At 63.0% G+C, this 12,155-nt stretch carries 8 protein-coding genes; 3 read left to right on the top strand and 5 right to left on the bottom strand.

Annotated features, from left to right (window positions below; all coding sequences use genetic code 11):
- The coding region (locus FJ319_08975) for a type I-E CRISPR-associated protein Cse1/CasA (protein MBM3934417.1) at positions 1-662 on the bottom strand (662 nt) is incomplete at its 3' end.
- 169 nt (positions 663-831) lie between these two features.
- Between FJ319_08975 and FJ319_08970 the strand changes: the two genes are divergently transcribed.
- From FJ319_08970 to FJ319_08960, 3 genes are all read left to right on the top strand, one after another.
- On the top strand, positions 832-1,518 hold the full coding sequence (locus FJ319_08970; GenBank protein ID MBM3934416.1) for a uracil-DNA glycosylase: 687 nt from the start codon (positions 832-834) through the stop codon (positions 1,516-1,518).
- A 555-nt stretch (positions 1,519-2,073) separates the two neighbouring features.
- A complete protein-coding gene (locus FJ319_08965; GenBank protein MBM3934415.1) occupies positions 2,074-3,759 on the top strand; it encodes a ribonuclease J in 1,686 nt (561 codons plus the stop codon).
- 148 nt (positions 3,760-3,907) lie between these two features.
- Positions 3,908-7,423 carry a DUF87 domain-containing protein gene (locus FJ319_08960; protein MBM3934414.1) on the top strand — a complete coding sequence of 1,172 codons (3,516 nt, stop codon included), beginning with the start codon at positions 3,908-3,910 and terminating at the stop codon, positions 7,421-7,423.
- 293 nt (positions 7,424-7,716) lie between these two features.
- Here FJ319_08960 and FJ319_08955 read toward each other — a convergent pair whose 3' ends face one another.
- The 4 genes from FJ319_08955 to FJ319_08940 are packed head-to-tail and all read right to left on the bottom strand — an operon-like array spanning position 7,717 to position 12,107.
- Complete coding sequence (locus tag FJ319_08955) at positions 7,717-8,127, bottom strand: DUF86 domain-containing protein (protein MBM3934413.1); 411 nt, start codon at positions 8,125-8,127, stop codon at positions 7,717-7,719.
- Positions 8,124-8,552, bottom strand: a complete 429-nt coding sequence (locus FJ319_08950) for a nucleotidyltransferase domain-containing protein (protein MBM3934412.1) — start codon at positions 8,550-8,552, stop codon at positions 8,124-8,126. Before FJ319_08950 ends, FJ319_08955 begins: the two co-directional genes overlap by 4 nt.
- Before the next feature lie 37 nt (positions 8,553-8,589).
- Complete coding sequence (locus FJ319_08945; GenBank protein MBM3934411.1) at positions 8,590-11,271, bottom strand: type III restriction endonuclease subunit R; 2,682 nt, start codon at positions 11,269-11,271, stop codon at positions 8,590-8,592.
- Positions 11,271-12,107 carry a KilA-N domain-containing protein gene (locus FJ319_08940; protein MBM3934410.1) on the bottom strand — a complete coding sequence of 279 codons (837 nt, stop codon included), beginning with the start codon at positions 12,105-12,107 and terminating at the stop codon, positions 11,271-11,273. Before FJ319_08940 ends, FJ319_08945 begins: the two co-directional genes overlap by 1 nt.
- Positions 12,108-12,155: the final 48 nt, after the last annotated feature.

Here is a 12,155-nt window from a genome sequence, read left to right as displayed (position 1 = left end):
CTGGACAGAGCAGTAAGGCCGGTCAACAGAGGCACCACTATGTGGTCGTTCGCGGCAAACACGGGTTGCACCCAGGCAGGAACGCCGATCTCTGGTACTGGTGCCCAGTTAGCGACAAGGGTTGACAGGAGGGTCTTGCCGACTGGCATGACGTAAACTGGTGGCGTGCCATTGATGCCGGCCTTTAAGTCCGGCAGGCCACTCACGGAGAACATAGGGAGTCTGAGCAGACCCAGGGAGCAACATGCCGGGCACAGGCGGTCTGCGAAATCCGTCATGTGCCGGAAGTGCCAGAAGTTGTTGCCGGTTGGTAGCTCCTGGATCAAGTCGTTTATCGCCCGGCGTCGCTTCGCAGTGGAGTCCTGATAAAACCGTTCCCCGCCTCCAAGAAGATTGAAGAAGGCCCGGTTCAACTCTAATCTCTCTAGCCATGACGGCGGAACGGTCTTCTCGGAAATGGCTTCCTCAGTGGGATTGCCGCGGCACCAGTACAGCAGCGCCAGTAGGAAGCGGATCACGGCTATGCGGTCCATCGGGTTGCTCGTTGCGATGTCCCTAATACGGTGGGCATCGTGCAGCACTCGCCTAATACCTAGCCTGTCTAACCGCCCATCGACGAATAGCACTGGAATCCACCGTTCGTCCAACAGGTTGTAACTCAATGCCACCTCCCTTAGAAAAGAGCAAACAATCTACATAAGGCTCGTTGGGAGCTTCATCCCAGACCATTCGTTTCAATAAATGCAAGACTTTGATTCGGCATTTTGGCCCGTCTTCCCCCAATTCACTATTCCAAATTCACTATTCGCCCCCTGCTGCTATAATCCCCCCATGCCCGACTTCGACACGCTCCTCCAGGATATTGCCGCTTGCACGCGGTGCGATCTGCACAAGACGCGCACGATGTCTGTGCCGGGCGAGGGGTCGCGCACTGCGCAGATCATGATCATCGGCGAGGCGCCGGGGTTCAACGAGGACAAGCAGGGGAGGCCCTTCGTTGGCCAGGCGGGGAACGTGCTGAACCGCATGCTGGCGAGCATCGGCCTGAAGCGCGAGGACGTGTATATCACGAACATGGTGAAGAGTCGCCCGCCGGAGAACCGGGACCCGCTGCCGGCGGAGATAGAGGCGTGCCGCCCGTTCCTGGACAGGCAGATTGAGCTGATACGGCCGAAGGTGATCGTGTGCCTGGGCCGCCACTCGTTCGGCAAGTTCTTCCCGGGCGAGCTGATAAGCAAGTCGAGAGGGAAGGCCAGGAAGTACAAAGACATGATTGTCTACCCCATGTACCACCCGGCGGCGACGCTCCACAACCCCGGCCTGTTGCCGGCGCTGGAGGCGGACTTCAAGAAGCTGAAGGATCTGCTGGACGCCCGGCCGCAGGCGCCGACGCCGCCCGCGACGAAGCCGACGCAGCTGGCGCTGCAGCCTCAGCCACAGGCGGTGCCGCAAAAGGCGGATGCGCCCGCTGCAGGCCCGGCGGCGGAGAAGAAGCCGAAGCAGCTCGGGCTGTTTTGAGGGGGTGCCGTAGGTGGTTGGTGAGGCCGGCAGCCGTCACCCTCACCCGTCCCGATGGGGCATCGGGACGACCTCTCCCGTCAAGGGAGAGGTAAGAATGGGGGCCAAGCAGCCGGAGCCCTCACCCTACGGATAAGGCCCCGTAGGCCTCTCCCTCGGGGAGAGGAGGAACAGCCGTCGATCCGAAGGCGACACCCTCTATGTCCCGATGCAGCATCGGGACATCTCCCCCTGAGGGGGAGAAACAAGAGGGGCGCACGCAGTGCGCCACTACTGCTCACTGCTCACTGCTCACTGCTCACTGCTCACTGCTCACTGCTCACTGCTCACTGCTCACTGCTCACTGCTCACTGCTCACTGCTCACTGCTCACTGCTCACTGCTCACTGCTCACTGCTCACTGTTGCTCTGAACCCCGATTCCATCGGGGCTCACTGCCGCATCGCCCCCTTTTCCTCTACAATGTAGCTAGTATTCCGGGTCTGGCCCTAACTCCAGCCCCCAGTCCCTGGTCCCCAGTCCCTTGTCTCATCACCCCACACACCCGGTGCAACCAATGAACGGCAACGCGCTTAAAGTTATCCCCCTCGGCGGCCTCGGAGAGATCGGCCGCAATATGATGGCCCTGGAGTACGGCAACGATATCGTCGTTATCGATGCCGGCGTGCTCTTCCCGGACGCGCAAACGATGCCCGGCGTGGACTTCATTATCCCGGACATCACGTACCTCACCAGGAATAAGGAAAAGGTCCGCGCCATCCTTATCACACACGGCCACGAGGACCACATCGGCGCGCTGCCGTACGTGCTGGCGGACCTTCCCGTGCCGGTGTACTCGTCGCGACTCACGCACGGCCTCATCACCGTCAAGCTCCGGGAGCACGGCATGCTCAAGGACGCCCGCCTGAACGTGATGGAGCCGCACTTCCCCTTCTCCGTCGGCCTGTTCAAGGTGGAGTTCTTCCGCGTGTGCCACTCCATACCGGACGCGATGGGCATCGCAGTCACCACTCCGCTGGGCACCGTCATCCACACCGGCGACTTCAAGATTGACCACACGCCCGTGGACGGGCGGTCGACGGACTTCGCATCGCTGGCGCTCATAGCGGAGCAGGGCGTGCTGCTGCTGTGCTCCGACTCCACCTACGCGGAGGTGGCTGGCTACACGCCCTCCGAGCAGGTGGTGGGTGAAGCTATCGACCGCGCGATGGGCGACGCGAAGGGCAGGGTGATGGTCGCCACGTTCGCTTCGCTCGTGTCCAGGATGCAGCAGGTGATCGACGCCGCCGTCAAGCACGGCCGCAAGGTGGCTGTCGTCGGCCGCTCGATGATCGGCAACTCAAAAATGGCCGCCTCCATGGGCTACCTGAACGTGCCGGAAGGGACGCTCATCTCCCTCAACGAGGCGCGCAAGCTGCCGCATAACGAGGTGGTGATCCTGGCCACCGGCGCGCAGGGCGAGCCCACCTCCGCGCTGGTGCGCATCGCCAACGGCGAGCACCGCGACGTTGAAGTGGTGAAGGGAGATACCGTCATCATCTCCGCTTCGCCCATCCCGGGCAACGAGACTGTCGTGTACGACACGATCGACAACCTGCTCCGCCAGGGGGCGCACGTGCTGTACAGCAAGATCGCGCTGGTTCACGTGCACGGCCACGCCAGCCAGGAGGAGCTCAAGATGATGCTCAGCCTGGTCAAGCCGAAGTACTTCGTGCCGGTGCACGGGGAATACCGCCACATGGTGGCCCACGCTGGACTGGCGAAGGCGATGGGCATACCGGACGACAACGTGTTTGTGCTGGAGGATGGCGACATCCTGGAGCTGGACCAGTACGGCGGCGACGTTGTGGGCCGCGCGCCGGCGGGCCACGTGTTTATGGACGGGCAGCGCATGCTGAGCAACCGCGCCCGCGCGGGCGACGAGGCGGCGCGCGCCGCCGTGCCCGCGGCGGCATCCGCAGGCGCGGACGGTGTGGTGGAGGTGCTTCTGTTCGTGGACCGCCGCAACAACATCATCGTTACGCCCCCTGGCATAGTCACCTCCGGGTTCGTTCCATTAGAAGAGTCGCAAGAACTTTTGGAAAAAGTCTCAGAGAACGCCCAAATTCCGCTGGAACGGCGCCCCAAGCGTGGGGTAGATTGGGACAACGTGCGCGACGAGGTGGCCGCCTCCGTTTCCGTTTTTCTCTACGAGGAGACGGGCCGCCGCCCCGCCGTCGTAGTAAAAATCGAAGACGCATAAGAGCTGGCCCCATCCCCTTTTTCCTCTCCCTTGACGGGAGAGGATGTCGCGCTCCGGCGACAGGTGAGGGTGTTGCCTTGGCTGTTCGGCTGTTAGCTCACTGCTGACTGCTGACTGCCGGCTCGAAAGCGCCCAAACGGTGGTGCAGATGGTAGACACAGCCATTGGAACAAAGTCCGCCCCCGGTTTCCTGAAGAAGGCCCTCCTCTCCTGGTACGCCCTCATGTTCATGGCCGTTGCGGCCGTGGCGGCGGGCGGCACGCTCTTCTGGTACCGCGAGCAGATCGCGGACCGTTACTACGAGGCCAAGTACAACGCCCTCAGCGCCCTCGGCCTGGGCGTCGTCCCCGTCGCACTGTGGCTCGCCGCCTTCTGGTTCGCCATGTTCAAGAAGCCCCTCTGGTTCCTCAAGTGGAACCTCTGGGCCGCCTCCGTCCTGCTGGTCGCGTTCGCCCTCGCCGCCATGGCCTTTCGGCAGCCCTTCGAGGGCTCCCTGGCGTTCTTCACCATGGATGGGGCCGTATCGCTCGGCGGCAACCTGGGCGCCACGCTCATCGGCGAGGCCGCGCCGTGGGACGCTGTCCGCGCCGGCGCGCTCCTGGTGGCCGCATTCGTCGTCGCCGCGCCCGCCTTTGCGCTCATGCTCACCGTCCTGGCGGGCAGGGGAGTGCGCTTCACCTACTTCTACGCCATGATGGCGCTGCGCGGCGTCTTTTCCGCCCTCCGGTGGGCGTTCCACATGCTGGCCAAGGTCCGCCTGCGCAAGAAGAGGGCCGTCCCCGCGGACGTGGAGCTGATGGACGCCGCCGCCGATGACGCCCCCGGCGTGCCGGGGGAGGCGCAGGCCGCCGCGCTCCCGACCCGCCCCGCGCACATCGACGCGTATTCGATCATTGCCAACCCCGCGAAGTACCTGGACGGCGTGGAGGACGAGGGCGAGGCGCCGGAGGACGCCGAGGAGCTGCCCGTGCGGCGAGGCGTGGCCCCGATTATCACGCGACCGCAGCCGCAGATGGAGGATGCGCTGGCCGAGCGGCCGGTCCGCTCCGGCCCGGCGGTGGACGGCGCGCCCGCGTTCCTCTCATCGCCCGCGCCCGCCCAGCAGGCGCAGCCTGCCCCGTCTGCCTATCCCAAGAAGGTGGTCCCGGAGATCATTCGGCCTGCGCCCGCCGTGGCGGAGTCCGCGCCGTCGGCCCGGCCGCAGCCCGCGCCCGCACGCCCCGTGACCTCCCAGCCCTCGCCGGTGGTCGCGAGCTCCCAGCAGGCCGCGCCGTCACGGCACGCCGCCGCTACCGCTGCGCCTGCGCCCGCCAGGCCAGCTGCTGCTGCCCCCGCGCCTGCGCCGGCAGCATCGGCCATCGCCGCAGACCCACACGACGCATCGCACTGGATCGCCGTCGAGGCCGACGAGCACGCGCCGAAGCACGCGCCGATGGGCACGCACAAGCCCGCCGCGCCCGTGCCAACTTCCGGGCTCCCCACTCTTGGCAGTGGGCACAATAGCGGCGTCGCGAAGATGCACACGCCGGTCACGCCTAACGTCGCCTCCACCAAGGGCACATCTGCGCTGCCGGACATAAAGGGCGTCACCGCTTCCTCCGCGCCGGATGCGCCGCCCGTGGTTGCCCAGAACGTCGTCGCGACGCCCAGGCCCACGTCCGTTCTGCCCGACATCAAGGGCGTGACCACGCCGGTCAACCCGTCGCGGCCAGCCGTCGCCGCGGCCTCATCCGGCGCGGCCCAGGCCGCCGCCGCTTCCGCCACCTCCGGCGGCATGACGTCCGTCGTCGCAGCGTCCCTTGCCGCGCCCGTGGCCCCGCCGCGGCCCCAGGCCCCGGTCACGCCGCCCGCCGCGAAGTCGCCGGCCCCCGCGCCGAAGAAGGACCAGGAGCCGGAGGAAGACGCCGAGGAGTCCATGCCGGCCATCCTGCGCGGGCAGGAGCTCGGCAACGCCAAGTTCAACCGCTTCTGGAGCCCCGGCGAGGACATCGCCGCCGCCAAGGACGTCGCGCCGAAGGTGGCGCTTGAAGTGCTCCAGGAGGACATCGAGAGCGACGGCGGGGACGTCGCGCTCATCGTCAACGAGGCCGTCGCCGAAAAGCCCGCTCCCAAGGTGGCGGCGCCCGAGCCGCCGCCCGTGCTGCAGTCGCAGTGGGACCTGCCGCCGATAGACATCATGGTCCGCTCACAGCAGGGCGGGATATCGGACCAGGAGATGTACCACACGGCGGACAACATCAAGCGCGCGCTGGCGGACTACGGGGTGGACGTGGAGGTAGGGGAGATCCGCCCCGGCCCGACGGTCACCATGTACGGCCTCATCCCCGGCTGGATACGCAAGACCAAGCAGGTGCGCGTCACCGACCAGGACGGCAACCTGCAGCTCAACGAGTCCGGCAAGAGTGTGGTCCAGAAGGTGGAGACGAAGATGCGCGTCAAGGTGGACGCCATCACCGCGCGCGAGAAGGACCTCGCGCTCGCGCTCAAGACGCCCAGCCTGCGCATCGAAACGCCAGTCATGGGCAAGTCGCTGATCGGCATAGAGGTCCCCAACCCCAAGGCAACGCTCGTCTCCCTGCGCACGCTGATGGAGACCGAGCAGTTCCAGAAGCTGCGCGAGAAGGCCAAGCTCCCCGTCGCCATCGGCAAGGGCAGCGGCGGCGAGACGGTCGTCATCGACCTGGCGCGCATGCCGCACCTGCTCGTCGCGGGCGCGACGGGCTCCGGCAAGAGCGTGTTCATCAACACAATCATCTCCTGCCTGCTTATGGAGAAGAGCCCGGCGGAGCTAAGGCTGCTCCTCATAGACCCCAAGCGCGTGGAGCTCACGCCGTACAACGGCATACCGCACCTGCTCACGCCGGTGGTGGTGGAGACCGACCAGGTGGTCGGCTTCCTCAAGGGCATGATCCGCGAGATGTTTGACCGCTACCGCCGATTTGAAGAGGCGGGCGCGAAGAACATCGATACCTACAACACCAAGATGCCGCTGGACAAGCTGCCGTACCTGGTGGTGGCGGTGGACGAGTTGGCGGACCTGATGATGACCGCCTCCATGGAGGTGGAGCAGGCCATCTGCCGCCTGGCGCAGCTCGGCCGCGCGACGGGCATTCACATGGTCGTCGCCACGCAGAGGCCGTCGGTAGACGTCGTCACCGGCCTCATCAAGGCCAACTTCCCCAGCCGCGTCAGCTTCGCGGTCACATCGCAGATAGACTCACGCACCATTCTGGACATGGCGGGCGCGGAGAAGATGCTGGGCAAGGGCGACATGCTCTACCAGGCCATCGACGCGCCGCGGCCGGAGCGCGTGCAGGGCGTGTACATCTCCGACAAGGAGGTGGAGGACCTGGTCCACTTCTGGCAGACCACGCCGCGCGCGCCCATGCCGGAGGTATACCTGCACTCCGTCGGCGACCCCGCCGCATCGGACGAGGACGAGGACGGAGACGAGGTGGGGATAGACGAGAGCAAGGACGCGCTGCTGGACAAGGCCATCGAGATTGCGCGGCACCACAAGAAGCTCTCCACCTCGCTGCTCCAGCGCCGCATGCGCATAGGCTACCCGCGCGCCGCGCGCCTAATGGACCAACTCGAAGACGCCGGCATCGTCGGCCCGAGCGATGGCTCAAAGAGCCGCGACGTGATCATCAACGCGAGCTAGGGGGCGGCAGTGGGCCCCGATTCACTCCGTTCATACGGGGTCTTCGACAGTGGGTCCCGATGGAATCGGGGTCCAGAGCGACAGTGAGCAAAGGATACCGTAGTGGCGCACTGCGTGCGCCCCTCTTGTATCTCCCCCTCAGGGGGAGATGTCAGCGCTTTGGTCCGCCGCGGCGGAAGAGGGTGACCGGGGGGCGGAGGATGATGATGGGATGTCTTGATCCTCTCCCTCAGGGAGAGGCCGTTGGCCGCTTTGGGCCAAAGGGTGAGGGTGTTGCCTTTGGGCCGCCCGCCCTACGTCATCTCTTTTCGCATCGCCTCCGCGAACGCCAGCAGGTCATCCAGGCCCCTGGTGATCACCGCCTCCACGATCTTGATATCCAGCTTCGTGTACTGGTGAATCGCCGTGTTCCGGAAGCCCACCATCTTCACCAACCGCTCACAGAGTGGCGAGTCGATCAGCCTCGCGCTCTGCAGCAGCCTGAACGCTTCGGCTGTGGAAGTGGGGATTCCCAGCTTCCTGTCGCGGATAACGTGGTTGGCAAGGTCAATCGCCGTCTCGCACGCCCTCACCACGTTCAGGATGGCGGCGTCCTGGTGCAGGAAATCGGTGGCGAAGCTGTCGCCGGCGTTGCGGTGATCGTCCCTGGCGCGCTTCACACAGCGCTGTATCGACTGCACCTTGTTTACTACAACGTCATTCATACATCGTACGCCTTGCCCGTAGCCTGGAACGCCTCCAGCACCTCCCGCCGCTCCTCGTTCAGCTTCTGGTAGTACGAAAGCGTGAGCATCTCGAACTCCGCGACTGCGTACTCGTCCGCATTGAGCAGCAGCCTGCCGTTTGCCACCACCTCCTTCTGGAACACGGTGGACAGCGCGCGCGCGTTGAGAAGGTCCACCTGGCGGCCCAGCGCCTCCTCCAGCGCGAGGTGGCACGGCGTCAGCATCAGCGAAGGGCACCGCGCGGCCTCCGACGGCGGCAGCAGCACCGCTATGTCCACGTCGCTGTCCGGCCGCTGCTCGGGCGTGCCGTACGTGCCGAACAGGTACACCCCCTGCGCGCGGGGATAGTGCGCCGTCACAATGCGCGCGATATCGCCGTAGCGGTTATTTGTTTCGTCCGTCATCGCATCGCCCTCCCGCGCTGCAATTATACCCCGCCGCCTAGTTGTACTCCGTGAACGCCGCCACAAGCGCCTTGAACGTGGCCGGTCTGTACTTTTTGTACCCGTCTTCATCCACGTAGACGAAGTCGTACTTCACCTTGGACTGCGCCTTGTTAACGTCTTGGCACCATTGCTTGAGACGTTCCATTTTAAGCGGCACATCCGTATCTTCCTGGCCCTTGGTCTCTACAATGAACGTCGCTCTGTCGGATACCTTCACAAGGAAGTCTGGGTAGTAGTTTGAGATCTCACCCTCGGCATTCACGTAGTCGAGTCGGAAGTTCACTGCAAGGAAGTTTTTGGCGAATGAGACAACGTCGTCGTCCGCGCACTTCTCCAGGAACGCCGCAAACTCGAGCTCAAAGCCGCTGTCACCGATGATCCGGTTGAATACGCTCTTCTTCGCCACAACGTATCCCTGTTCCTTGGCGACGAACGGGCGCGTGTTGCGGAGCTTGATCGTGTCCCGTATCTCCGCATCGCCCCTGTCTTTCACAGTCAGTGCGTTGATCGCCTTCTTGAAAGTCTCGACGAGCGTCTTGGTCGCTACCGTCTCGGACAGGTTGCGGAGCGTATTTGTATCTTCAAGCTTTACCGCCCGGTCAAAGAGATGCCCCTGGATGAACTCCTTCACCTTCCCGTACAGCACGTCGTAGCCGCTCACAAGCCGCAGGTCTTTCATGATCGTCTGCGTGAAATACCCCACCACAGTGCGGTAGTCCGCGCCGCTGAGGGACTCGAGGACCGTTGTGTGCGCTACCTCACCGCTCGTCACATACTTGAACACGATCTCCCGCTGCTGTTCCAGGCTGAATTGCCGGTACGGCACCCACGGGTGCTGCATCCCGCCCACATCCAGGTCCGCGAGGTTCTTGTACTCCCTGTAGGTGCGTGGAGACAATACAGGCACCTCGATATCCAGCTTATCGATATCCTTCGTGGTGTTCTGTTCGTCCACCTCCACCACCAGCGGCGTCTTGGGCCTGGTCCCCTCTCCCATGGGCTTGTGCTCTAGCTCTACGCCTTCCGCCTGGATAGATTCGACGAACTCCATGAAGGCGTTGGTGCCGACTACGCTTACCCACCCCTCCACATCTCCGGGGTACATCTTCCGCAGCCCGCGTCCGAGGGTTTGCTCCGGCAGGATGTTGCTCTTGGCCGAGTAGGGACGCAGGCCCACGATGGTCGTCACGTTCCGCACGTCCCACCCCTCTTTCAGCACCATCACAGAGACGATAGCCTTGTATTTGCTCTCCGCCTCATCAATCTCGTTCGCCTCTTTGCGAAGCCTGTCCATCTCCTCATTGTTCTTGCCGGATGACGCCTCTGAGATCTCGCCATTGTTTTTGGTGTGGATGACCAGCACGGCTCCCTTGAGCTCAGGGTAGGTCCCTTCCAGGTATCCCTTCACGTCATCGCAGTTCTTGGTGTCGTCGGTCATTACAAACAGAATGGCCTTCTTCCCCATCTTCTCGTGCTCGGCGTAGGCCTTGCGCCACTCCACGACCCCAAGGTGGATATAGTCGGCGTACTTTTCCGTGTACTTTGAGCTCTGGCGCTCAACCAGCTTTGCCCGGCTTGGCGCGTCCGGCAGCACCGGGTGCTTGACCACGTTCTGGGAGATCGCCTCCACCAGGGGATAGTCGGCGACGGTCTGGACGAATACCGCGCCGTTGTTATGCTTCGGCGTCGCTGTCACGTCCACCTGCAAAGACAGCGACCGCTCTTTCTGCTTGAGGCGGTTGTGTATGTCCTCGATCGACTTGAACCAAGCAAGGCTCTTGTCGTGGATGTGGTGCGCTTCGTCGTTGAGCACTAGCAGCTCGTCGATGTCCCGCACGATCATCCCCAGGTCTACCCTGGAGTCCGTCGTCTCCCCTGTAGGCCGCTTGCCCAGGAAGTAGTCCATAGTGTTTTCATCCTCAGGGGAGGGCGGTATCTCGTCCCCCGCGTACACCCTGTGGATGTTCGTCAGGAAGATGTTGCCGGTGGGCCGAGTTACCCGCACGCTGTCCTGCAGATGCAAAGTAAGCTGGAAGTCGTCCCGCCAGTTCCGCCTATCCACGCCGTCATCCGGGATGACCGGGTCCTCGAAGAAGATGCGCAGCCCTTTGAAGTCCCTGTAGATGCGGTCCAGCACGATGATGTTGGGCGCGACAACCAGGAAATTCCGGGCCAGGTCCGAGTCCGGCTCGTAGAGCTTGTGGTGGAAGCTCCACGCAAGGACAAGGCTCAGTACCTTGGTCTTGCCGGACCCCGTCGCCATCTTGACCACGAACCGCCGCCACGACTCGTCGAACATGCTCGCAGAGACGGCGCCCGAGGAGTAGAACCGCATCATGTCGTACTTGTCTTTGACCCGTGACACCTCGTACAGGTAGATAATCGTCTCCAGCGCCTCGCGCTGGGCGAAGAAGTACCTGAACTCCGCCGTCGTCCCATCGGCCTTCGGCAACAGGTGCTGCGTGTTGAACCACCAGTTGAGCAGGCTGCAGCTGGTGTCGGAAGCCCCTTCATACCCTCTGTCCCGCCACGCCTTCACTGCCGCCCTCAGCTTCGTCACCAGTGGCGGCAGCAGCTTGCCCATATCCTCCCGCATCCCTTCATCCGCCGGGAACCGGCGCATGCGGGGCTCGATTACCTCATAAGGCGATTTCGGGAACTTGGGGTGTAACGCCACTATTCGCCCCCTTGCTCAAGACCTTTAACGCTTGCGTTCTCGGTCAATAGCCTCATCTGCTGGATGGCGATCTGGTTGAGCTTGCGCAGCCGGTCGGACTGCGCCATCTGTTCCTGGATGAGCAGGGCGTTCAGGTTTTCAAGGTTTGACAGGCACACAAGCTGCGATACGTTCGCATAGTCCCTGATGTTCCCCTTGTCTCCGGGATGGCTGTCTCTCCACTGGTTCGCTGTCATACCGAACAGCGCCATGTTGAGCACGTCCGCCTCGGAGGCGTAAATCAGGCTTGTCTGGAACGCAGTCAGCTCTGGCGGGACCAGGTTTTCCTTGATCGCGTCCGTGTGGATCCTGTAGTCGATCTTGGCCAGATTCCTGCGGATGTCCCATCCAAGCTGCTTCCGCTCATCCTCCTTGAGCCGTTGGAACTCTTTGATGAGGTAGAGCTTGAACTCCGATGATATCCAGGAGGCGAATTCGAACGCGATATCGGTATGAGCGAAGGTACCGCCGTATCGGCCGGCCTTCGAGACGATCCCGATGGCATTGGTAGCGTGAATCCACCTTTGAGGCGAGAGAACAAAGTAATTGCTGCCCGCCTCGGACTTAAACCTCTCGAATTCGAGAGGTTTAAAATCAGGATTGCTGAGCTTCTCCCAAAGGCCCAGGAACTCGATCGTGCTCCTGCTACGCATCCAGTTGTTGATAATCGCGAAAGGGTCTTCCCGGTTCCGGTACTTCGCGATATCGGTTAAAGAGACAAAATCGTCAGCTCCCCTGGAAATTATCTGTATCTCGTTTCCCTGAACATCTATTTTCTTGGCCACACTTTCACCCATACCAACCTAATCCCGTCGAATTCGACGGGTTTGACGGATGGCCTTGAA

The sequence above is a fragment of the SAR202 cluster bacterium genome (genome assembly GCA_016872355.1).
Taxonomy (GTDB): Bacteria; Chloroflexota; Dehalococcoidia; order Lucifugimonadales; family VGZY01; genus VGZY01.
Note: the sequence above shows the minus strand (reverse complement) of the source record. Positions and strands in the feature narration are given on the sequence as shown.